Consider the following 21,417-nt stretch of genomic DNA (forward strand, 5'->3'; position numbering starts at 1 on the left):
CACACGGAAGGGCAGCTGGGTGACGAGCATCGAAGCGACCACCGAATCCGAGGACTCGCGCCCCAGCGGCTACGCGGCGGCCCGGCTGCGCCTTCTCCAGGAGAAGGAGCGGCCCGGGCCGCCGCGCCGTGCGGCCCTCGCCGCCCTCACCGACGACTGGCTCACCACCCTGTTCACCGGCGCCGCCCGGCACGCCGGGGTCCAGGGCGCCGCCCTCGTCGCCGTCGGCGGCTACGGCCGCGGCGAACTCTCCCCGCGCAGCGACCTCGACCTCCTCCTCCTGCACGACGGCACCGCCGACGCCTCGGCCCTCGCCGCCCTCGCCGACCGGGTCTGGTACCCCGTCTGGGACCTGGGCCTCGCCCTCGACCACTCCGTACGCACCCCCGCCGAGGCCCGCAAGACCGCGGGCGATGACCTCAAGGTCCAGCTCGGACTGCTCGACGCCCGGCCCGTCGCCGGCGACCTCGGCCTCGTCGCATCCCTGCGCACCGCGATCCTCGCCGACTGGCGCAACCAGGCACCCAAACGCCTCCCCGACCTCCACGAGCTCTGCCGCGAACGCGCCGAACGCCACGGCGAACTGCGGTTCCTCCTGGAACCCGACCTCAAGGAGGCCCGGGGCGGCCTGCGCGACGTGACCGCCCTGCGCGCCGTCGCCGCCTCCTGGGTCGCCGACGCCCCCCGCGAAGGACTCGCCGAGGCCCGCCGCGTCCTCCTCGACGCCCGCGACGCCCTCCACCTCACCACCGGCCGCGCCACCGACCGCCTCGCCCTCCAGGAACAGGACCAGGTCGCCCAGGCCCTCGGCCTCCTCGACGCCGACGCCCTGCTGCGCCAGGTCTACGAGGCCGCCCGCACCGTCTCGTACGCCACCGACGTCACCTGGCGCGAGGTCAACCGGGTCCTGCGCGCCCGCTCCGCCCGGCCCCGGCTGCGCGCCCTGCTCGGCGGCGGCCGGAACCCGGTCCCGGACCGGACCCCGCTCGCCGACGGCGTCGTGGAGGCCGAGGGCGAGGCCGTGCTCGCCCGCACCGCCCGGCCCGAACGCGACCCGGTGCTCGTGCTGCGCGCCGCCGCCGCGGCCGCCCAGTCGGAACTGCCCCTCTCCCGGCACGTCGTACGCCACCTCGCGACCGCCGCCCAGCCGCTCCCGGTGCCCTGGCCGGCCGAGGCCCGCGAGGAACTCGTCACCCTGCTCGGCGCCGGCGAGGCCACGATCCCCGTCTGGGAGGCCCTGGAGGCCGAAGGGCTGATCACCCGCCTCCTGCCCGACTGGGAACGCGTCCACTGCCGCCCGCAGCGCAACCCCGTCCACACCTGGACCGTCGACCGCCACCTCGTCGAGACCGCCGTCCGCGCCTCCTCGCTCACCCGCCGCGTCGGCCGCCCCGACCTGCTGCTCGTCGCCGCCCTGCTCCACGACATCGGCAAGGGCTGGCCCGGCGACCACTCCGTCGCCGGGGAGGTCATCGCCCGCGACATGGCCGCCCGGATCGGCTTCGACCAGCACGACGTGGGCGTCATCGCCACCCTCGTACGCCACCACCTCCTGCTCATCGAGACCGCGACCCGGCGCGACCTCGACGACCCGGCCACCGTCCGCGCCGTCGCCGACGCCGTCGGCACCGCCGCCACCCTGGAGCTGCTGCACGCCCTGACCGAGGCCGACGCGCTGGCCACCGGGCCCGCCGCCTGGTCCGCCTGGCGCGCCTCCCTCGTCACCGAACTCGTCAAGCGCGTCGCCCAGGTCCTCGCGGGGGAGGCCCCCGAGGAACCCGAACAGGCCGCCCCGAGCGCCGAGCAGGAACGCCTCGCGATCGAGGCCCTGCGCACCGGCGGCCCCGTCCTCGCCCTGCACACCAGGACCGAGACCCCGCACGAGGAGGGCGCCCCCGAGCCGGTGGGCGTCGAGCTCCTCATCGCGCTCCGCGACCGGCCCGGCGTGCTGCCCGCCGCCGCCGGGGTCCTCGCCCTGCACCGCCTCACCGTCCGCGCCGCCGACCTGCGCGCCGTGGAGCTGCCCACGGAGCTGGGGGAGTCCGCGGACCTGCTGCTGCTCAGCTGGCGGGTGGCCGCCGAGTACGGCTCGCTGCCCCAGGAGGCCCGGCTCCGCGCCGACCTCGTACGCGCCCTGGACGGCAGCCTGGACATCCCCGCCCGGCTCGCGGAGCGCGAGGCGGCCTACCCCCGCCGGCGCGGGGTGAAGGCTCCGCCGCCCCGGGTGACGGTCGCCCCGGCCGGCTCCCGGCTCGCCACGGTCATCGAGGTGCGGGCCCAGGACGCCCCCGGACTGCTGCACCGCATCGGGCACGCGCTGGAGCGGAGCGCGGTACGGGTGCGGAGCGCGCATGTGTCGACGCTGGGGGCGAACGCGGTGGACACGGTCTACGTCACGGACGTGGAAGGGGAGCCGCTGTCGCCGAAGCGGGCGGCGGAGCTGGCCCAGGAGGTCGAGAAGGCGCTCGGCTGAGCCCCGCTCCGGGTCCGGTGCCGGGCGAGGTCTTGGCGTTCTCCGGCGTCCGGATACCCTGGGAACCTACTGACCCGACCCGCCCCCGACCCTGAGGACCGACGAGCGCCGTGTTCGATACTCTCTCCGACCGCCTTGCCGCGACTTTCAAGAACCTCCGGGGCAAGGGCCGCTTGTCCGAGGCGGACATCGACGCCACGGCTCGCGAGATCCGTATCGCTCTGCTGGAAGCCGACGTCGCGCTGCCAGTCGTCCGGTCCTTCATCGCCAACGTCAAGGAGCGGGCGCGCGGGGCCGAGGTCTCGCAGGCGCTGAATCCCGCCCAACAGATCATCAAGATCGTCAACGAGGAGCTCGTCTCCATCCTCGGCGGCGAGACCCGGCGGCTGCGGTTCGCGAAGAACCCGCCCACCGTGATCATGCTCGCCGGTCTCCAGGGTGCCGGTAAGACGACCCTCGCCGGAAAGCTCGGCCTCTGGCTCAAGGGCCAGGGCCACTCCCCGCTGCTCGTCGCCTGCGACCTCCAGCGCCCCAACGCCGTCAACCAGCTGAGCGTCGTCGCCGGCCGCGCCGGTGTCGCGGTGTACGCCCCCGAGCCGGGCAACGGTGTCGGCGACCCGGTCCAGGTCGCCAAGGACTCCATCGAGTACGCGAAGACCAAGGTCCACGACATCGTCATCGTCGACACCGCCGGCCGCCTCGGCATCGACCAGGAGCTGATGCGGCAGGCCGCGGACATCCGCGACGCCGTCAGCCCGGACGAGATCCTCTTCGTCGTCGACGCGATGATCGGCCAGGACGCGGTCAACACCGCGGAGGCCTTCCGCGACGGCGTCGGCTTCGACGGCGTGGTGCTCTCCAAGCTCGACGGTGACGCCCGCGGTGGTGCCGCCCTGTCGATCGCCCACGTCACGGGCAAGCAGATCATGTTCGCCTCGAACGGCGAGAAGCTCGACGAGTTCGACGCGTTCCACCCGGACCGCATGGCCTCGCGCATCCTCGACATGGGTGACCTGCTCACCCTGATCGAGCAGGCGGAGAAGACCTTCAGCCAGGAAGAGGCCGCCAAGATGGCCTCCAAGCTGGCGTCGAGCAAGGGCAAGGACTTCACGTTCGACGACTTCCTGGCGCAGATGGAGCAGGTCAGGAAGATGGGCTCCATCTCCAAGCTGCTCGGCATGCTTCCCGGCATGGGGCAGATCAAGGACCAGATCAACAACATCGACGAGCGCGACATCGACCGCATGGCCGCGATCATCAAGTCGATGACCCCGAAGGAGCGCGCCGAGCCGACGATCATCAACGGCTCGCGCCGGGCCCGTATCGCCAAGGGCTCGGGTTCAGACGTCTCCGCCGTCAAGGGGCTGGTCGAGCGGTTCTTCGAGGCCCGCAAGATGATGTCGAAGATGGCCCAGGGCGGCGGCATGCCCGGGATGCCCGGCATGCCCGGCATGGGCGGCGGCCCCGGCCGGCAGAAGAAGCAGGTCAAGCAGGCCAAGGGCAAGCGCAAGAGCGGCAACCCGATGAAGCGCAAGGCCGAGGAGCAGGCCGCGGCAGCCCGCCGCGAGGCGGCTCAGAACGGCGTCCCCGGTCTCCCGGCCGGCCAGGACGCCGAGAACTTCGAGCTGCCGGACGAGTTCAAGAAGTTCATGGGCTGACGGCCCACGTCATGCCGGAGGGGCGCCCACCACACACGGTGGGCGCCCCTCCGGCGTACGTTCACGCCGTGCAGACCAGGTAGCGGAACACGTTGGACATCCACACCGTGCCGTCCGGGCGCCGGTGCGGGTGCAGGGCCTCGGCGAGCTCCTTCTCCACCTGCCACCGGTCCGTCGCCCGGACCGCCGCCTCGAACAGCCGGGTCGACAGCAGGCCGCGTACCGCGCTGTCCATGTCCGCGTAACCGAACGGGCAGGCCACCCGGCCCGATCCGTCCGGCCTCAGCCCGGACCGGAAGGCCACGTCCTCCAGATCGTCCCGGCGCGGGCCGCGCCAGCCGCCGCCCGGAGTGCGCCCGTCGTCGGCGAGCCGGCCGGCCACCCGCAGCACCGCCTCCGTCGCGCACCGCTCGGGCGGGCCCCAGCCGGTCAGGACGACCGTGGAACCCCGGTCCGCCGAGGGGACGGCCGTCTCCAGCGCCCGTACCAGCTCCTCGCCGTCCCCGGCCTCGCAGCCGATCGGGGTGAAGGCGGTGATCAGGTTGTGCGGCCCGCCCTCAGCCGCGGCGGCGACGGTGTCCGTGAGCCGGGGAGCGGCGGCGGGTGCGCCGTGGTCCTCGGACGTGGGCAGCAGCCGGGCCCGGGCCAGCGCGAGCCGGTCGGGGTCGGTGTCCACGCCGGTGACCCGGGCTCCGCGGCCGGCGGCCATCAGCAGCGCCAGACCGGAGCCGCAGCCGAGCGAGAGCATCCGCGTGGCGGGCCCCGCCTCCAGCCGCGTGTACACCGCTTCGTACAGCGGTGCCAGCATCCGTTCCTGGATCTCGGCCCAGTCACGGGCGCGGGAGGCGCCGTCCGCGGGGGCGGACGACTCCGTGTGCCGGTGGTGCCGAACGAGCGTTGGTGTCATGGAATGCGCCCCAATCCGCCGAGGTTGCCGGTTCTGCCGATCGGTCGTGCCCGAGTGGACGGCCTCCCGCCCTGGTGCCGCGCTTCCCCCGTAAGCCAGGGAACTGCGCAACGGGCGCCGCGTCCAGAGGTCTGCGGGGCGTGGTTGTCCGCGCTGCCGTCCGGCGCACGACGGCACCGGCGCACCCGGACGGCGTGGACGCCCCAGGGGGATCCGTCTCGTCCTCTGCCGGTCCCAGTCTGACCCGACACGCCGGGACGGGCACGTCGAGCACGTCAGGGCGGTGCGGGCACCCTGCGTGACGCCGCCGGCGCGTCCGTGCGCCGGGCGGCCCGGCGCCGGGGGCGCGTACCGCGTCTACGCGCGCAGGCGTACGCGCCGCTACGTACCGGCTTGGTGCGAGCTGTGAGACTTCTCCGCAGATCAGCGCACCCGCCCTCGTCAGGACGCATGAACGTCAACTGACTGGTACGTGCAAAATATTTGGGATGGCCCGGAATCGGAACACCGAGGGCCCCGCGCTCGTTGGTCACGACGTGAGCACGACACCACCTGTACTTGCCGCAGAGCTGGCGCAGGCGTGGGCCGACATTCAGCGGTACCACCCCGAGCTGCCAGATCTCGCCGCACCCGAGTCCCTGATCGGAGAGTCCTCGTCCGCCTGTGGCGCCGAGCTCTCCTTCGAGCGACTGCTCCACGAGGCAGTCCACGGCATTGCCGCCGCGAGAGGTGTCCGCGACACCTCGCGCGCCGGCCGATATCACAACCGACGATTCCTGGCGATCGCCGAGGAGCTGGGCCTCGACCATGCCGAGGAGCCCCACCCCAGCAGCGGCTTCTCGCTGGTCACGCTCAACCCCGAGGCCAAGCGGCGCTACCGGCCGACGACGGAGCGGCTGCAGCGCGCCCTCAAGGCGCACACCGTGGCCACCGCCGCCGACACCAAGCGTTCCTTCCGCGGCCCCGCCGCCCGGCACGGCTCCTCCGGAGGGGGCGTGCGGGTCAAGGCCGTGTGCGACTGCGGGCGCAATGTGCGCGTGGTCCCCTCGGTCCTCGCCCAGGCCCCGATCGTCTGCGGCGGCTGCGGAAAGCCGTTCCGGATCCCGGAGACAGCGGTCGCGGTGGGGTGAGCCGACGTGGTGTGGCACAATGGCTAGCTGTACTCGACAGTCGCACAGGACCCCTCTCTCCTCCGGCTGACGCGTCCATCGGGCACCCGAGTACCGCAACCCCACGTGGCATCTTCGTTGTGCCCAACCACGTCATAGACCAGGAGACACCACTTCCGTGGCAGTCAAGATCAAGCTGAAGCGTCTGGGCAAGATCCGTTCGCCTCACTACCGCATCGTCGTCGCCGACTCCCGTACCCGCCGTGACGGCCGGGCCATCGAGGAGATCGGTCTGTACCACCCGGTGCAGAACCCGTCGCGCATCGAGGTCAACTCGGAGCGTGCGCAGTACTGGCTGTCCGTCGGCGCCCAGCCGACCGAGCCGGTTCTCGCGATCCTGAAGCTCACCGGCGACTGGCAGGCGCACAAGGGCCTCCCGGCCCCCGCGCCGCTGCTGCAGCCGGAGCCCAAGGCCGACAAGCGCGCCCTGTTCGAGGCCCTCGCCGGTGACGGTGAGGAGTCGAAGGGCGAGGCCATCACGCCGAAGGCGAAGAAGGCCGACAAGAAGGCGGACGAGGCTGCTGACGCTGCCGCGCCCGCCGAGTCGACCGAGGCCTGAGCATGCTCGAGGAGGCTCTCGAGCACCTCGTGAAAGGCATCGTCGACAACCCCGACGACGTGCAGGTCGCCTCGCGCAACCTGCGCCGAGGCCGTGTGCTCGAGGTCCGGGTCCACCCCGACGACCTCGGTAAGGTGATCGGCCGCAACGGCCGCACCGCACGCGCGCTGCGTACCGTCGTGGGCGCCATCGGCGGCCGCGGTATCCGCGTCGACCTCGTCGATGTGGATCAGGTTCGCTGACAGAGTTGAACACCGGCACGGGCCGGGGAGGGCCAAGCGCCCGCCCCGGCCCGTCGTCGTACGACAGGAGAGACACAAGGTGCAGTTGGTAGTCGCGCGGATCGGTCGCGCCCACGGCATCAAGGGCGAGGTCACCGTCGAGGTGCGGACGGACGAGCCGGAGCTGCGGCTCGCGCCCGGAGCCGTCCTGGCCACCGAGCCGGCCACGGCGGGACCGCTGACGATCGAGACCGGCCGGGTGCACAGCGGCAGGCTGCTGCTGCGCTTCGAGGGCGTGAAGGACCGTACGGCCGCCGAGGCGCTGCGCAACATCCTGCTGATCGCCGACGTCGACCCGGCGGAACTCCCGGAGGATCCCGAGGAGTTCTACGACCATCAGCTGATGGACCTGGACGTCGTCCTCGCCGACGGCACCGAGATCGGCCGCATCACCGAGATCACGCACCTGCCGTCCCAGGACCTCTTCATCGTGGAGCGGCCGGACGGCAGCGAGGTGATGATCCCGTTCGTCGAGGAGATCGTCACGGAGATCGACCTGGAGGAGCAGCGCGCGGTGATCACCCCGCCGCCCGGTCTGATCGACGAGAGCGAGGCGGTCGTGGCCTCCGCGCGCGAGGAGGACGAGGACTCCGGGGTGAAGGACTCCGGCGCGGAGGGCTCCGGGTCCAAGGGCGAGGACGCCTGATGCGCCTCGACGTCGTCACGATCTTCCCCGAGTACCTGGAACCGCTGAACGTCTCGCTGGTCGGCAAGGCCCGCGCGTCCGGCCGCCTCGACGTCCATGTGCACGACCTGCGCGACTGGACGTACGACCGCCACAACACGGTCGACGACACCCCGTACGGCGGCGGCCCCGGCATGGTCATGAAGACCGAACCGTGGGGCGACGCCTTGGACGAGGCGCTGGCGGACGGCTACGAGGCGGGGGCGCACGCCCCGGTCCTCGTGGTGCCCACGCCGAGCGGCCGGCCGTTCACCCAGGAGCTCGCCGTCGAACTGTCCGCGTGCCCCTGGCTGGTCTTCACCCCGGCGCGCTACGAGGGCATCGACCGGCGGGTCACCGAGGAGTACGCCACCCGGATGCGGGTCGTCGAGGTGTCCATCGGCGATTACGTGCTGGCGGGCGGGGAAGCCGCGGTGCTGGTGATCACCGAGGCGGTGGCCCGGCTGCTGCCCGGCGTCCTCGGCAACGCCGCCTCCCACCAGGACGACTCCTTCGCCCCCGGCGCGATGGCCAACCTCCTGGAGGGGCCCGTCTACACCAAGCCGCCCGAGTGGCGCGGCCGGTCCATCCCCGACGTGCTGCTCAGCGGCCACCACGGGCGGATCGCGCGCTGGCGGCGGGACGAGGCGCTGCGCCGTACGGCCGCCAACCGGCCCGATCTGATCGAGCGGTGGGAGGCCTCCGGCTTCGACAAGAAGGACCGGGAGATGCTCTCCATCCTCGGCTGGTCGCCCGAGCCCGGTGGCCGATTTTGGCGCAGGCCCGAGGCCGTGGAAGAATAGGCCGCTGCTGTCCGTCCGGCGTGCGCCCCTGCCACAGGGGGACACGACGCCCGTCCGACGCGACCGGCCCCTAGCATTCATCACTCTCCCGTCGATGACCTGTGGCATCGGCGAAGAAAGCAGACAACATGGCTTCCCTGCTCGACGACGTCAATTCCGCGTCGCTGCGTACCGACGTCCCGGCGTTCCGCCCCGGTGACACCGTCAACGTTCACGTCCGCGTGATCGAGGGCAACCGCTCCCGTGTCCAGCAGTTCAAGGGCGTAGTCATCCGCCGCCAGGGCGCGGGCGTCAGCGAGACCTTCACGGTCCGCAAGGTCTCCTTCAGCGTCGGCGTCGAGCGCACCTTCCCGGTGCACAGCCCGATCTTCGAGAAGATCGAGCTCGTGACCCGCGGTGACGTCCGTCGCGCCAAGCTGTACTTCCTCCGTGAGCTGCGCGGCAAGGCCGCGAAGATCAAGGAGAAGCGCGACCGCTGAGCTGACTGCCTGGTCCACAGGGTGTCCGGATAAGCTCTGGCTCCGATGGACACGCAAGCAGAACTCCAGGAGCGCGATCTCTCCTCCGTACCCGGTCCGGGTCAGGGGGAGCGGTCGCGCTCTTCGCGTGTCCGGGACCGGGTCACCGCTCCGCTGTCCCGGCGGTTGTCCTGGCGGGGCACGCTCGCGCTCGGTGCGGTCTGCGCGGTGTTCGTGTTCCTCTTCAGCAACTTCGTCGTGCAGCCCTTCCTGATCCCCAGCGGTTCCATGGAGCCCACGCTCCAGGTGGGCGACCGCGTGCTCGTCAACAAGCTGGCGTACCGCTTCGGCGCGGAGCCCCGCCGCGGTGACGTGGTGGTCTTTGACGGCACCGGCTCCTTCGTACGCGAGGGCGCGGAGCAGAACCCCGTGACCGGGCTGCTGCACGGGGCGGCGGCGTCCCTGGGGCTCGCCGAGCCCGCCGGGACCGACTTCGTGAAGCGGGTGGTGGGCGTGGGGGGCGACCGGGTGGCCTGCTGCGACGAGCGGGACCGGATCGAGGTGAACGGCCGGCCGCTGGACGAGGACTACCTCTTCCCCGGTGACGCGCCCTCCAAGGTCCCCTTCGACATCGTGGTGCCGGACGGCACCCTCTGGATGATGGGCGACCACCGCAGCCGCTCCCGCGACTCCCGCGATCACCTGGGCGAACCGGGCGGCGGAATGGTGCCGGTGGGCCGGGTGATCGGGCGGGTCGACTGGTACGGCTGGCCGCTGGGCCGGCTGGGGCCGCTGCCGGACACCGATGCCTTCGACTCCGTACCGGCGTCCGGTCCGTCGCATGGGTAGCCACGGGCGGCGCGGCGCGCCGACGGCGGACGCGGGTGCGCGCTCCCTGCCCACCCGGGCGGGGCGCCGGAAGCTGGCCCGCAAGGTGAAACGGAAACGCCGCAGGTCGGCGGTGCGGGAAATACCGCTGCTCATCATGGTGGCGCTGCTGATCGCCCTCGTCCTCAAGACGTTCCTGGTGCAGGCGTTCGTGATCCCGTCCGGGTCGATGGAGCAGACCATCCGGATCGGCGACCGGGTACTCGTCGACAAGCTGACGCCCTGGTTCGGGTCGAAGCCGCGGCGCGGGGACGTCGTGGTGTTCCGCAACCCGTCCGACTGGCCGCCGCCGAACCCGGTGAGCACGGACGATCCGCCCGTCGTCGTCAAGCAGGTGAAGCAGGCGCTCACCTTCGTCGGGCTGCTGCCGTCGGACGACGAGCAGGACCTGATCAAGAGGGTCGTGGCCGTCGGGGGCGACACGGTGAAGTGCTGCGCGCCGGACGGCAGGCTCACCGTCAACGGCATGGCCGTCGACGAACCCTATGTTTTCCCCGGGGATTCCCCTTCCACCATCAAATTCGAGGTAAAGGTTCCGGCGGGCCGTCTCTTCGTCATGGGGGACCACCGCTCCAATTCCGCCGATTCACGCTTCCACTTGGACAAGACGGCGGACGGCACGATCTCCGAGGAGGCGGTCGTGGGGCGGGCGAAGTGGATCGTCTGGCCCTTCGGGCACTGGACCGGCCTGGAGGAACGCGCGGCGTTCTCCTCGGTCCCGGACGCGCGCGCCGGTACGGCTGCCGCCTCGGGACCGTCGAATAGTGTGTCTCAGGATCCCAACGGATTGATCCGGCTCCCGACCCCTGCGGAACTCCCGCTCGTTATGGGAGTGGTGGGCCTGCATCGGCTAGGACGCAGGCGGTGGCACGGAGTAAGGAGTGGATGTGGGGGATTTGGCGGTCGGCGCACGATCCGGACACGACGAACCCGAGGACCGGCCGGGCCGTCCGGCGCATTCCGAGTCCGCCGGTGCGGCGGAGGACGGGACGACGGCGAGCGGGACGGAGAGTGACGGCGGCGCGTCCGGCTCCAGCAAGGCCAGGAAGAACCCCCGCCCGTTCTGGAAGGAACTGCCCCTCCTCATCGGCGTCGCGCTGGTCCTGGCGCTGCTGATCAAGACGTTCCTGGTGCAGGCGTTCTCGATTCCGTCGGACTCGATGCAGAACACGCTGCAGCGGGGCGACCGGGTGCTGGTGGACAAGCTGACGCCTTGGTTCGGGTCGGAGCCGGAGCGCGGCGAGGTGGTCGTCTTCCACGACCCGGGCGGCTGGCTGGAGGACACCCAGGCACCCGAGCCGAACGCGGTGCAGAAGTTCCTCAGCTTCATCGGTCTCATGCCCTCCGCCGAGGAGAAGGACCTGATCAAGCGGGTCATCGCGATCGGCGGTGACACGGTGGAATGCAAGAAGGGCGGGCCGGTCGAGGTCAACGGCAAGGCGATCGACGACAAGTCCTTCATCTTCGAGGGCAACAGCGCCTGCGACGACGAGCCGTTCGGCCCGATCAAGGTCCCCAAGGGCCGGATCTGGGTGATGGGCGACCACCGGCAGAACTCCCTGGACTCGCGCTACCACCAGAACCTGCCGGGCGGCGGCACCGTCTCCAACGACGAGGTCGTGGGCCGGGCCATCGTGATCGCGTGGCCGGTCAGCCGCTGGGCGACGCTCCCGGTCCCGAAGACCTTCGACCAGCCGGGCATCAACGCGGCGGCCGCTGCCGCGGCGCCCGGGGCGATCGGCCTCGCGGGAGCCGTGCCACTGGTGCTCTGGCGCAGGCGGCGCCGGGCCGCGACCGTCGGCGCAGTGAGGAATGACGCGTGAGTGATGTGACAGACGGAGCACGGCCCGAGCCGGCGCGGTCCGCGGAGCCTTCCGCCGCCGAACCGGAGGCCGGCACGGACAGCGGTACGGATATCGGTACGGACAGCGGCACCGCCCCCACCGACGCCACTGGCACGGACGGCGCCGGCGGCAAGAAGAAGAGCAGCCGCCCGTTCTGGAAGGAGCTGCCGCTCCTCATCGGGATCGCGCTGGTCCTGGCGCTGCTGATCAAGACGTTCCTGGTGCAGGCGTTCTCGATTCCGTCGGACTCGATGCAGAACACGCTGCAGCGGGGCGACCGGGTGCTGGTGGACAAGCTGACGCCTTGGTTCGGGTCGGAGCCGGAGCGCGGCGAGGTCGTCGTCTTCCACGATCCCGACGGCTGGCTGAAGGACGAGCCGACCCCGAAGCCCAACGCCGTGCAGAAGTTCCTGAGCTTCGTCGGGCTGATGCCGTCCGCCGAGGAGAAGGACCTGATCAAGCGCACGATCGCGATCGGCGGTGACACGGTGGAGTGCAAGAAGGGCGGGCCGGTCGAGGTCAACGGCAAGGCGATCGACGACAAGTCCTTCATCTTCGAGGGCAACAGCGCCTGCGACGACATGCCGTTCGGGCCGTTCAAGGTGCCCGACGGCAAGATCTGGGTGATGGGCGACCACCGCCAGGACTCGTCGGACTCCCGCTACCACACCGGCGACGTCAACAAGGGCTTCGTGCCGGTGAGCCAGGTCGTGGGCCGGGCCGTCGTCGTCGCCTGGCCGGTGAACCGCTGGTCGGTGCTCTCCGTCCCGGACACCTTCGACCAGCCCGGGATCAGCGCCGCGGCCGGGGCCGCACCGGGCGTCCTGGGGGTCGCGGGCGCGCTCCCGTTCGTCATCCGGCGCAGGCGGAGGCTGACCTCCGGGCGTACTGCCGGGTAGGGTGCCCACGCGGATCAGCGATTGTCGATCTCCGATGGGGGACGCCGGTATGGGTGCAACAGGTCGTACGGATGACGGCCGCGGCCGGCTCGGCAGCAAGCTGTCCGGAGTGGCCGTGGCCCTCGGCTGCGTGCTCTTCCTCGGCGGCTTCGTCTGGGGAGCGCTGGTCTACCGGCCCTACACGGTGCCCACCGGGTCGATGACCCCGACGGTGAACGCGGGCGACAAGATCCTCGCACAGCGGGTGGACGGCGACGAGGTCCGCCGCGGTGACGTGGTGGTCTTCACCGACCCGGCGTGGGGCGACATGCCGATGGTGAAGCGGATCGTCGGGACCGGCGGCGACAAGATCGTCTGCTGCGACAAGGACGGCCGCCTCACCGTCAACGGCATACCCATTGACGAACCGTATCTGCGGTCGACCAGCCGGGCCTCGGCCAACGACTTCACCGTCGAGGTCCCGAAGGGCAAGCTCTTCCTGCTGGGCGACGACCGCACGGTCTCGCTCGACTCCCGGGTCCACCTGGAGGACGCCACCCACGGTGCGGTGCCCCGTGACGCCGTGGAGGCCAGGGTCGACGCCGTCGCCTGGCCGCTGGGCTCCATGATCGGCCGGCCCGAGGCCTTCGCCGCACTGCCGGGCGGCGTCTCCTCGGCCGGGCCGCTGAAGCTCCAGCTGACCGCCATGGGCGTGGGCATGCTGCTGATCCTGGGCGGAGCGGTGTACGGCCCGCTCGCGGCCCGTGCCGCCCGGCCGAAGCGGAGCGCGCAGCCGAAGGCGGCCGCCGGTGCCCGCTGAGGTCCGCAGGGTCGCCCGGCTGGTGCTCCTCGACCCGGACGACCGCATTCTGCTGATGCACGGCTTCGAACCGGAGGACCCGGACCGCACCTGGTGGTTCACCCCGGGCGGCGGCCTGGAGGGCGACGAGACCCACGAGCGGGCCGCGCTGCGCGAGCTGGCCGAGGAGACCGGGATCACCGACGTCGAACTGGGCCCGGTGATCTGGCGGCGCCGGTGCTCCTTCCCCTTCGACGGCAGGCGCTGGGACCAGGACGAGTGGTATTTCCTGGCCCGTACGGCACAGACCGCCACGGACACCAGCGGCCACACATGGCTGGAACGCCGCAGTGTCGCGGGTCTGAGGTGGTGGACCTCCGCCGAACTGTCGTCGGCGCGTGAGACGGTGTACCCGACCGGGCTCGCCGACCTGCTCCGGAGGCTGCTCGACGAGGGGCCTCCGCGTACGCCGGTGGTCCTGGCCCCCGAAAGCGCCTGACGGCCGGGGCGCCGGAGCCTGGCGCACAATGGGGAAACGCACGGCTGAAGGGGAACTGCCAATGAGCGCCGAGGACCTCGAGAAGTACGAGACCGAGATGGAGCTGAAGCTCTACCGGGAGTACCGCGACGTCGTCGGTCTGTTCAAATATGTGATCGAGACCGAACGGCGCTTCTACCTCACCAACGACTACGAGATGCAGGTGCACTCCGTCCAGGGCGAGGTTTTCTTCGAGGTGTCCATGGCGGACGCCTGGGTGTGGGACATGTACCGGCCCGCACGGTTCGTCAAGCAGGTACGGGTACTGACGTTCAAGGACGTCAACATCGAGGAGCTCAACAAGAGCGATCTCGAACTTCCGGGTGGCTGAGTTATCCACAATCGCCCGCTTGTCCACCAAGATCCACTGAAGTAGGGCGGACGCGTCAGAGTCGGTGCCGGAGGTGGTGCCGATATGAACGCACGGGGGGCTCTCGGGCGGTACGGCGAGGACCTGGCGGCGCGGCTGCTGGCCGACGCCGGCATGTCCGTACTGGAACGGAACTGGCGCTGTCGCGCCGGTGAGATCGACATCGTCGCGATGGACGGTGACGCGCTCGTCGTCTGCGAGGTGAAGACCCGCAGAGCGGGCGCGTTCGAGCATCCGATGGCCGCGGTCACCCCGGCCAAGGCGGACCGGCTGCGACGGCTGGCCGAGCTCTGGCTGGACCGGCACGGCGGCCCACCGCCGGGCGGGGTGCGCATCGACCTGGTCGGTGTGGTGCTGCCCGAGCGCGGCGCGCCCCTGGCCGAGCACGCGCGGGGGGTGGCCTGATGGGGTTCGCACGTGCCTGCTCGGTGGCCCTGGTGGGCGTCGAGGGCGTGGTGGTGGAGGTCCAGGCGGACCTGGAGGCCGGGGTGGCGGCGTTCACCCTGGTGGGGCTGCCGGACAAGAGCCTGGTGGAGAGCCGGGACCGGGTCAGGGCGGCCGTGGTCAACTCCGGGGCGGAGTGGCCGCAGAAGAAGCTCACCGTGGGGCTCTCCCCGGCCTCGGTGCCCAAGGGCGGATCGGGCTTCGATCTCGCTGTCGCGTGTGCGGTGCTCGGCGCGGCGGAGCGGATCGACCCGGCGTCGATCGACGACGTGGTGATGATCGGCGAGCTGGGGCTGGACGGCCGGGTGCGCCCGGTACGGGGCGTGCTGCCCGCCGTCCTGGCGGCGGCCGACGCCGGCTACCGGCAGGTGGTCGTCCCGGAACAGACCGCGGGCGAGGCGGCCCTCGTCCCCGGTGTCTCCGTGCTCGGGGTGCGCAGCCTGCGGCAGCTGATCGCGGTGCTCTGCGACGAACCGGTGCCGGACGAGCAGCGGCCGCACGAGGAGGGCCGTCCCGACCCCATGCTCGCCGGGCTGATGGTGCCCGGCGCCGGCCTGGTCACCGGCCTCGCCAGGGGCCCCGCGGCGGGGGAGGGCGCCCGGCCGGACCTGGCGGACGTGGCGGGCCAGGAGCGGCCGCGCAAGGCCCTGGAGATCGCCGCGGCCGGCGGCCACCACCTCCTGCTGACGGGCCCGCCGGGCGCGGGCAAGACCATGCTTGCCGAGCGCATGCCCGCGATCCTCCCGCCGCTCACCCGGCAGGAGTCCCTCGAAGTGACCGCCGTTCACTCGGTCGCCGGTATCCTGCCGCCGGGCGAGCCGCTGGTCTCCCGGGCGCCGTACTGCGCCCCGCACCACTCGGCGACGATGCAGTCGCTGGTCGGCGGGGGAAACGGGCTGCCCAGACCGGGCGCCGTCTCCCTCGCTCATCGCGGGATCCTCTTTCTGGACGAGGCGCCGGAGTTTTCCGTCAAGGCCCTGGACGGGCTGCGCCAGCCGCTGGAGTCCGGGCACGTCGTGGTGGCCCGCAGTGCCGGGGTGGTGCGGCTGCCGGCCCGGTTCCTGATGATGCTCGCCGCCAATCCGTGCCCGTGCGGGCGGCACACCCTGAGCGGGGCCGGCTGCGAGTGCCCGCCCTCGGCGGTGCGGCGCTACCAGGCCAGGCTCTCCGGGCCGCTGCTCGACCGGGTGGACCTCAGGGTGGCCGTCGAACCGGTCACGCGCGAGGACCTGATGGGCCGGGGCAGCCGGGGCGAGACCACCGCGACCGTCGCCGCCCGGGTGCTGGAGGCCCGGGCACGGGCGGCCGAGCGGCTGGCCGGCACCCCGTGGACGACGAACAGCGAGGTGCCCGGCCATGAGCTGCGGACCCGGCTGGCCGTGGCCCCGGGCGCGCTGATGGCGGCCGAGCGGGACATGGAGCGCGGGCTGCTCACGGCACGGGGCCTGGACCGGGTGCTACGGGTCGCGTGGACGATCGCGGACCTGCGTGGCGCGGGCCGCCCGGAGGCCTCCGACGTCGTGACGGCCCTGGAGCTGCGCAGCGGCATCCCGCGCGGGGTGGCGCTGGGGGCGGGGGCGGCGTGACGGGGTGCGGGGGAGCCGGGCTCGCGCACGGCGCGGACGCGGGGGCGGCCGGCGGTGCGGGCGTGCCGGAGCGGCTGGCGCGGGCGGCGTTGACGCGGGTGCTGGAGCCGGGGGACGAGCGGGGCGGGCGGTGGCTGCGGGAGTGCGGTGCGGTGGAGCTCTGGCGCCGGATCACGGACCCGGGCGGGGAGGCCGAGCGGCTGAGCGGCATGACCGTGCGGCGGCTGGCCGGCTACCGGCTCCGGGCGGCCGGTGCCGACCCCGAGCGCGATCTGGCGGCGGTCGCGGCGGTCGGCGGGCGCTTCGTCTGCCCCGGCGACCGGGAGTGGCCGACCCAGCTCGACGACCTGGGCGACGCGAGGCCGACCGGGCTGTGGGTGCGGGGCGGGCCCGATCTGCGGCTCTGGGCGCTGCGCTCGGTCGCGGTGGTCGGCGCCCGGGCCTGCACACCGTACGGGGCGCACATGGCGACGACGCTGGGCGCGGGCCTCGCGGAGCGGGGCTGGGTGGTGGTCTCGGGTGCCGCCTTCGGGGTGGACGGGGCGGCGCACCGGGGCGCGCTGGCCGCCGGCGGCGCGACGATGGCGGTGCTGGCCTGCGGGGTGGACGTGCCCTACCCCCGCGGGCACGCCGAGCTGATCGGCCGGGTGGCCGGGCAGGGGCTCGTCATCGGAGAGCTGCCGCCGTCCGAGCACCCCACGCGCAGCCGGTTCATCCTGCGGAACAGGGTGATCGCCGCGTTGACACGGGGCACGGTGGTCGTGGAGGCGGAGTACCGCAGCGGTTCCCTGGTCACGGCGCGGGTCGCGCAGCGGTTGGGACGCTTCACCATGGGGGTTCCCGGTCCGGCGACCAGTGGCCTGTCGGCCGGTGTCCACGAACTCCTGCGCGGGGAGGGGGTACTGGTCACGGACGCCGCCGAAGTCGTCGAGCTGGTGGGGGAGATCGGGGACCTGGCGCCGTCCAGGAGGGGCCCGTTGGTGGCCCGCGACCTGCTCGACGTCGTCGCCGGGAGGGTGCTCGACGCGCTGCCGGCCCGTACCGCCGTCGACGCGAGGGAGGTGGCGCGCGCCGCCGGGACGAGCGCCGACGAGGCCCTCGGCAAGCTGTACGAACTGCACTCACTGGGATTCGTCGAACGCGAGGGCGAGAAATGGAGGTTGACGCGGCAGCCGACTTGCCGGGACGACGCGCGGCGAGGCGGTTCTTGATCTGGAGCATTCGGGTGAAAAGGTGAGGCCGATGACCTCGGCGGACGCTTCGACGGTGGCTCCGGGGCCGAAGCCTGCGGCGACGGCCCCGGGTACCCGGCCCGTCCGCACCCCGACGGGCTGTCATGTCCGCGGCCGGGTCGCGCCTCATGTCCGTACGCCCCTGAGCGCACGGACTCCATCCTCTATCCTGCGCGCACCGCGACGACTCAGTCACGCTACGCTCACAAGGATTCCGCCCCAGAGACAAGTCCCAGTACTTCACGGCAGAACGGCTCAAGGCACCACATGCCCCAGCACACCTCCGGGTCTGACCGCGCGGCAGTTCCACCGGCTGCGCGTGGCACTGTGCGCCCTCCCGCCCCGTCCTCGCTCGACGAGTTGTGGCGTTCGTACAAGACGACGGGCGACGGACGGCTGCGGGAGCAGCTGATCCTGCACTACTCGCCCCTGGTGAAGTACGTCGCCGGGCGGGTGAGCGTGGGTCTGCCGCCCAACGTCGAGCAGGCGGACTTCGTCTCGTCCGGGGTGTTCGGGCTGATCGACGCGATCGAGAAGTTCGACATCGAACGGGCCATCAAGTTCGAGACGTACGCGATCACCCGTATCCGCGGCGCGATGATCGACGAACTCCGCGCGCTGGACTGGATTCCGCGCTCCGTGCGGCAGAAGGCGCGCGCCGTGGAACGCGCCTACGCCACGCTGGAGGCGCAGTTGCGCCGTACCCCGTCCGAGGCGGAGGTCGCGGCGGAGATGGACGTCACGCTGGACGAACTGCACGCGGTTTTCAGCCAGTTGTCCCTGGCCAATGTGGTGGCGCTGGAGGAGCTGCTCCACGTCGGCGGCGAGGGCGGCGACCGGCTGAGCCTGATGGACACGCTGGAGGACACCGCCGCCGACGACCCGGTGGAGGTGGCGGAGGACCGCGAGCTGAGACGGCTGCTCGCGCGGGCCATCAACACCCTCCCGGACCGCGAGAAGACAGTCGTCACGCTCTACTACTACGAGGGCCTGACCCTCGCGGAGATCGGCAACGTCCTCGGGGTCACCGAGAGCCGGGTCAGCCAGATCCACACCAAGTCGGTGCTCCAGCTCCGCGCGAAACTGGCGGACGCGGGCCGCTGAGGGGTCCGCGAGCGGGCCGGTGCGACGGCCCACCTGCGGGCACGGGGCGCCGGGGCGCCTTGCGCGGTGCCCTTCCGCCAGGGCTGCGCGCCGGCCGCACCGCCGCCCGGTCGCGTCCCCCCGCCCGGCGGCCCCGGGCCCGGGCGCACCGGTTCGGCCACCTCGGGAGCATGGGGGTCCCTCCGGGTGGGGGCCGCCGTAGAGTGGAGGCGTGCCCAGGATTCGAGCGGCCTCCGTGGCCGAGCACCGGACCATGCAGCGCGGCGCCCTCCTGGACGCAGCGCGCTCCCTGCTGTCCGAAGGGGGCACGGAAGCGCTGACCTTCCCCGCCCTCGCCGAACGCACAGGCCTCGCCCGGTCCTCCGTCTACGAGTACTTCCGCTCCCGCGCCGCCGTCGTCGAGGAGCTCTGCGCCGTCGACTTCCCGGTCTGGGCGGCCGAGGTGGAGAGCGCGATGGAGCGCGCGGCCACGCCCGCGGAGAAGGTCGAGGCCTACGTCCGGCGCCAGCTCGGCCTCGTCGGGGACCGGCGCCACCGGGCCGTGGTCGCCATCTCCGCCAGCGAGCTGGACGCGGGCGCCCGCGAGAAGATCCGGGCCGCGCACGGCGGGCTGATCGCCATGATCGTCGAGGCGCTCGGCGACCTGGGCCACGAGGAACCCCGCCTGGCCGCGATGCTGCTGCAGGGCTCCGTGGACGCGGCGGTCCGGCGTATCGAGCTGAGCGTGGCGGAGGAGCCCGGCGTCATCGCCGACACCGCCGTCGCCATGATCCTCGACGGCGTCCGGGGCGCGGGCGCCCGAACCCGGGACTGACCCCGGCCCCGCCGCCACGGCACGGCGAGCATCACCAGCAGCGCGGGCGCGGCGTCTGCGCGCACGGCCGAGGCCGCCATCTCCGGCGCATCCGGCAACGGCACCCCGAACACCGGCAGCAGCCGTGACGGGCCGTGGCGCAGCAACGACGGCGGCAGCAGCGACAGCGGGTCCAGGTAGGTGTCCCCGCGGCGCAGCCCCCAGTGGAGGCAGCCCGCCGAGCAGTGGGACGGCCCCGCCTCCAGCACGGCCACCGCCTGGCCCGCCGCGACCTCGTCGCCCTTCGCGACGAGCGGGCGCACCGGCCCGTACGTCGTCCGCAGGGGCGGGTCACCCGTCCCGGTGAGCTCGACCGAGAGCACCCCGCGGCCGGCGACCGTGCCCGCGAACGAGACCCGGCCCGCCGCCGCGGCCAGCACCTCCGTGCCCGGGACGGCGGCCAGGTCCACCCCGCGGTGGCCCGGCCCGTACGGACCGGCGGGCGGCTCCCATCCCCGTACCACCGAGGGACGCCCCGCCAGGGGCCAGACGCGTTCGCCGGCGTCCGCCGCGGCCGCCGCCACGGCGGTGCCGGGCCCGCCGCAGAACGCTGACACCAACAGGGCGAGGGCGAGGGCCCGGACGCTGCGCCACCATGTGATTCGCATGGCGGCAGCGTCCCCCGGGGACCGGGATCGCGGGGATCACGGCCCGGATCTGTGGACTACCCGCCGGTTGTGGACAGCGCCGTCACCCGGGACCCGGACGGTCCCGTACACTTCTTCTGGCGGCCCGGGTCACCGGGTCGACTTCGCACGCCCCGCCACCATCCGCTCAGCGGAGGTGGCCGCGCCCCTCGGTCCCTCGTGGCACGGCGCGCCGGGACGTCAGGCGCGACAGCAAACCTGCTGCCGCGACAACCGAGCACCTCAAGGAGTACGGCCATGGCCGTCGTCACGATGCGGGAGCTGCTGGAAAGCGGCGTCCACTTCGGTCACCAGACCCGTCGCTGGAACCCGAAGATGAAGCGCTTCATCTTCACCGAGCGCAACGGCATCTACATCATCGACCTGCTCCAGTCGCTGTCGTACATCGACCGCGCCTACGAGTTCGTCAAGGAGACCGTCGCGCACGGCGGCTCCATCATGTTCGTGGGTACGAAGAAGCAGGCCCAGGAGGCCATCGCCGAGCAGGCGACGCGCGTCGGCATGCCGTACGTCAACCAGCGCTGGCTCGGTGGCATGCTCACCAACTTCTCCACCGTCTACAAGCGCCTTCAGCGTCTGAAGGAGCTCGAGCTCATCGACTTCGAGGACGTGGCCGCCTCCGGCCTCACCAAGAAGGAGCTCCTGGTCCTCTCCCGCGAGAAGGCCAAGCTGGAGAAGACCCTCGGTGGTATCCGCGAGATGCAGAAGGTGCCGAGCGCCGTCTGGGTCGTCGACACCAAGAAGGAGCACATCGCCGTCGGTGAGGCGCGCAAGCTCCACATCCCGGTCGTCGCGATCCTCGACACCAACTGCGACCCCGACGAGGTCGACTACAAGATTCCGGGCAACGACGACGCGATCCGCTCCGTCACCCTGCTCACCCGCGTGATCGCCGACGCCGTCGCCGAGGGCCTCATCGCCCGCTCCGGTGCCGCGACCGGCGACTCGAAGCCGGGCGAGAAGGCCGCCGGCGAGCCCCTCGCCGAGTGGGAGCGTGACCTGCTCGAGGGCGACAAGAAGGCCGACGCCGAGGTCCAGTCCTCCGTCGAGACCGAGAAGGACGCCGCCGCCGACGCGGAGCCGGCCGCCATCGCCGCCGACGCCGAGCAGGCCGAGGCCCCGGCTGCCGACGCCGAGCAGGCCGAGGCCCCGGCCGCGGACGCCGAGCAGGCCTGACACCCGTCACGGCTGAAGACGGCGGGGGTCGGTGCACTGGCACCGCCCCCGCCGTCCACCCGTAGATCTTTCAGACTTCGAGAGAG

22 protein-coding genes and 1 pseudogene are annotated in these 21,417 nt (G+C 72.3%); 21 read left to right on the forward strand and 2 right to left on the reverse strand.

What is annotated here, in order from left to right:
• Positions 1–19: 19 nt before the first annotated feature.
• Both OG242_RS24105 and ffh read left to right on the forward strand, forming a co-directional pair.
• Positions 20–2,473 carry a [protein-PII] uridylyltransferase gene (locus OG242_RS24105; RefSeq protein ID WP_405900134.1) on the forward strand — a complete coding sequence of 818 codons (2,454 nt, stop codon included), beginning with the start codon at positions 20–22 and terminating at the stop codon, positions 2,471–2,473.
• Between the two features lie 110 nt (positions 2,474–2,583).
• Positions 2,584–4,131, forward strand: coding sequence for a signal recognition particle protein (gene ffh, locus OG242_RS24110; protein WP_405900135.1), 1,548 nt, complete (start codon positions 2,584–2,586; stop codon positions 4,129–4,131).
• A gap of 61 nt (positions 4,132–4,192) precedes the next feature.
• On the opposite strand, the gene OG242_RS24115 is transcribed toward ffh, so the two are convergent.
• On the reverse strand, positions 4,193–5,038 hold the full coding sequence (locus OG242_RS24115; protein ID WP_405900136.1) for a class I SAM-dependent methyltransferase: 846 nt from the start codon (positions 5,036–5,038) through the stop codon (positions 4,193–4,195).
• A gap of 536 nt (positions 5,039–5,574) precedes the next feature.
• Between OG242_RS24115 and OG242_RS24120 the strand changes: the two genes are divergently transcribed.
• From OG242_RS24120 to OG242_RS24205, 18 genes are all read left to right on the forward strand, one after another.
• Entirely contained in the window at positions 5,575–6,168 is a 594-nt protein-coding gene (locus OG242_RS24120; protein WP_018521397.1) for a hypothetical protein, read from the forward strand.
• Positions 6,169–6,325: 157 nt separating this feature from the next.
• Positions 6,326–6,766 carry a 30S ribosomal protein S16 gene (gene rpsP / locus OG242_RS24125; RefSeq protein ID WP_018521398.1) on the forward strand — a complete coding sequence of 147 codons (441 nt, stop codon included), beginning with the start codon at positions 6,326–6,328 and terminating at the stop codon, positions 6,764–6,766.
• 2 nt (positions 6,767–6,768) lie between these two features.
• Positions 6,769–7,008 carry an RNA-binding protein gene (locus OG242_RS24130; RefSeq protein WP_005311361.1) on the forward strand — a complete coding sequence of 80 codons (240 nt, stop codon included), beginning with the start codon at positions 6,769–6,771 and terminating at the stop codon, positions 7,006–7,008.
• A 79-nt stretch (positions 7,009–7,087) separates the two neighbouring features.
• Positions 7,088–7,693: a ribosome maturation factor RimM gene (gene rimM / locus OG242_RS24135; protein ID WP_405900137.1), complete on the forward strand. Its 606-nt coding sequence runs from the start codon at positions 7,088–7,090 to the stop codon at positions 7,691–7,693.
• Positions 7,693–8,514 carry a tRNA (guanosine(37)-N1)-methyltransferase TrmD gene (gene trmD / locus OG242_RS24140; protein WP_405900138.1) on the forward strand — a complete coding sequence of 274 codons (822 nt, stop codon included), beginning with the start codon at positions 7,693–7,695 and terminating at the stop codon, positions 8,512–8,514. Before rimM ends, trmD begins: the two co-directional genes overlap by 1 nt.
• A gap of 128 nt (positions 8,515–8,642) precedes the next feature.
• The gene (gene rplS / locus OG242_RS24145) at positions 8,643–8,993 is read left to right on the forward strand and encodes a 50S ribosomal protein L19 (protein WP_405900139.1); all 351 of its coding nucleotides are present in this window, start codon (positions 8,643–8,645) and stop codon (positions 8,991–8,993) included.
• A gap of 45 nt (positions 8,994–9,038) precedes the next feature.
• Complete coding sequence (gene lepB / locus OG242_RS24150) at positions 9,039–9,821, forward strand: signal peptidase I (protein WP_405900140.1); 783 nt, start codon at positions 9,039–9,041, stop codon at positions 9,819–9,821.
• Complete coding sequence (gene lepB / locus OG242_RS24155) at positions 9,814–10,875, forward strand: signal peptidase I (RefSeq protein ID WP_405900141.1); 1,062 nt, start codon at positions 9,814–9,816, stop codon at positions 10,873–10,875. Before lepB (OG242_RS24150) ends, lepB (OG242_RS24155) begins: the two co-directional genes overlap by 8 nt.
• A complete protein-coding gene (gene lepB, locus OG242_RS24160) occupies positions 10,757–11,683 on the forward strand; it encodes a signal peptidase I (RefSeq protein ID WP_405901712.1) in 927 nt (308 codons plus the stop codon). Before lepB (OG242_RS24155) ends, lepB (OG242_RS24160) begins: the two co-directional genes overlap by 119 nt.
• Positions 11,680–12,603 carry a signal peptidase I gene (gene lepB / locus OG242_RS24165; RefSeq protein WP_405900142.1) on the forward strand — a complete coding sequence of 308 codons (924 nt, stop codon included), beginning with the start codon at positions 11,680–11,682 and terminating at the stop codon, positions 12,601–12,603. Before lepB (OG242_RS24160) ends, lepB (OG242_RS24165) begins: the two co-directional genes overlap by 4 nt.
• Before the next feature lie 49 nt (positions 12,604–12,652).
• The gene (gene lepB / locus OG242_RS24170) at positions 12,653–13,402 is read left to right on the forward strand and encodes a signal peptidase I (protein ID WP_405900143.1); all 750 of its coding nucleotides are present in this window, start codon (positions 12,653–12,655) and stop codon (positions 13,400–13,402) included.
• A complete protein-coding gene (locus OG242_RS24175; RefSeq protein WP_405900144.1) occupies positions 13,392–13,880 on the forward strand; it encodes an NUDIX hydrolase in 489 nt (162 codons plus the stop codon). Before lepB (OG242_RS24170) ends, OG242_RS24175 begins: the two co-directional genes overlap by 11 nt.
• A 61-nt stretch (positions 13,881–13,941) precedes the next feature.
• Positions 13,942–14,250 (forward strand): DUF2469 domain-containing protein, encoded by a 309-nt coding sequence (locus tag OG242_RS24180; protein ID WP_003965949.1) that lies wholly within the window; start codon positions 13,942–13,944, stop codon positions 14,248–14,250.
• 84 nt (positions 14,251–14,334) lie between these two features.
• The gene (locus tag OG242_RS24185; protein WP_405900145.1) at positions 14,335–14,694 is read left to right on the forward strand and encodes a YraN family protein; all 360 of its coding nucleotides are present in this window, start codon (positions 14,335–14,337) and stop codon (positions 14,692–14,694) included.
• Positions 14,694–16,319 carry a YifB family Mg chelatase-like AAA ATPase gene (locus OG242_RS24190; protein WP_405900146.1) on the forward strand — a complete coding sequence of 542 codons (1,626 nt, stop codon included), beginning with the start codon at positions 14,694–14,696 and terminating at the stop codon, positions 16,317–16,319. The genes OG242_RS24185 and OG242_RS24190 overlap by 1 nt, the downstream gene beginning before the upstream one ends.
• Positions 16,316–17,530 (forward strand): DNA-processing protein DprA, encoded by a 1,215-nt coding sequence (gene dprA, locus OG242_RS24195; protein ID WP_405900147.1) that lies wholly within the window; start codon positions 16,316–16,318, stop codon positions 17,528–17,530. The genes OG242_RS24190 and dprA overlap by 4 nt, the downstream gene beginning before the upstream one ends.
• A gap of 288 nt (positions 17,531–17,818) precedes the next feature.
• Positions 17,819–18,655: an RNA polymerase sigma factor WhiG gene (gene whiG / locus OG242_RS24200; protein WP_405900148.1), complete on the forward strand. Its 837-nt coding sequence runs from the start codon at positions 17,819–17,821 to the stop codon at positions 18,653–18,655.
• A gap of 235 nt (positions 18,656–18,890) precedes the next feature.
• Complete coding sequence (locus tag OG242_RS24205; protein WP_405901713.1) at positions 18,891–19,469, forward strand: TetR/AcrR family transcriptional regulator; 579 nt, start codon at positions 18,891–18,893, stop codon at positions 19,467–19,469.
• 227 nt (positions 19,470–19,696) lie between these two features.
• On the opposite strand, the pseudogene OG242_RS24210 reads toward OG242_RS24205, so the two are convergent.
• Positions 19,697–20,116 (reverse strand): annotated as a pseudogene (locus OG242_RS24210) (peptidoglycan DD-metalloendopeptidase family protein); the annotation flags it as partial.
• Between the two features lie 276 nt (positions 20,117–20,392).
• Here OG242_RS24210 and rpsB point away from each other — a divergent pair.
• Positions 20,393–21,331, forward strand: coding sequence for a 30S ribosomal protein S2 (gene rpsB / locus OG242_RS24215; protein ID WP_361029100.1), 939 nt, complete (start codon positions 20,393–20,395; stop codon positions 21,329–21,331).
• Positions 21,332–21,417 lie beyond the last annotated feature (86 nt).

The sequence above is a fragment of the Streptomyces sp. NBC_00727 genome, from assembly GCF_045161745.1.
GTDB lineage: Bacteria > Actinomycetota > Actinomycetes > Streptomycetales > Streptomycetaceae > Streptomyces.

Excerpts from the sequence above, each read along its gene's own strand:
- OG242_RS24115 (WP_405900136.1), bottom strand. The coding sequence starts at position 5,038 with ATGACACCAACGCTCGTTCGGCACCACCGGCACACGGAGTCGTCCGCC.
- OG242_RS24130 (WP_005311361.1), top strand. The coding sequence starts at position 6,769 with ATGCTCGAGGAGGCTCTCGAGCACCTCGTGAAAGGCATCGTCGACAAC.
- trmD (WP_405900138.1), top strand. The coding sequence starts at position 7,693 with ATGCGCCTCGACGTCGTCACGATCTTCCCCGAGTACCTGGAACCGCTG.
- rplS (WP_405900139.1), top strand. The coding sequence starts at position 8,643 with ATGGCTTCCCTGCTCGACGACGTCAATTCCGCGTCGCTGCGTACCGAC.
- lepB (WP_405900140.1), top strand. The coding sequence starts at position 9,039 with ATGGACACGCAAGCAGAACTCCAGGAGCGCGATCTCTCCTCCGTACCC.
- lepB (WP_405900141.1), top strand. The coding sequence starts at position 9,814 with ATGGGTAGCCACGGGCGGCGCGGCGCGCCGACGGCGGACGCGGGTGCG.
- lepB (WP_405900143.1), top strand. The coding sequence starts at position 12,653 with ATGGGTGCAACAGGTCGTACGGATGACGGCCGCGGCCGGCTCGGCAGC.
- OG242_RS24180 (WP_003965949.1), top strand. The coding sequence starts at position 13,942 with ATGAGCGCCGAGGACCTCGAGAAGTACGAGACCGAGATGGAGCTGAAG.
- OG242_RS24185 (WP_405900145.1), top strand. The coding sequence starts at position 14,335 with ATGAACGCACGGGGGGCTCTCGGGCGGTACGGCGAGGACCTGGCGGCG.
- OG242_RS24190 (WP_405900146.1), top strand. The coding sequence starts at position 14,694 with ATGGGGTTCGCACGTGCCTGCTCGGTGGCCCTGGTGGGCGTCGAGGGC.
- whiG (WP_405900148.1), top strand. The coding sequence starts at position 17,819 with ATGCCCCAGCACACCTCCGGGTCTGACCGCGCGGCAGTTCCACCGGCT.
- rpsB (WP_361029100.1), top strand. The coding sequence starts at position 20,393 with ATGGCCGTCGTCACGATGCGGGAGCTGCTGGAAAGCGGCGTCCACTTC.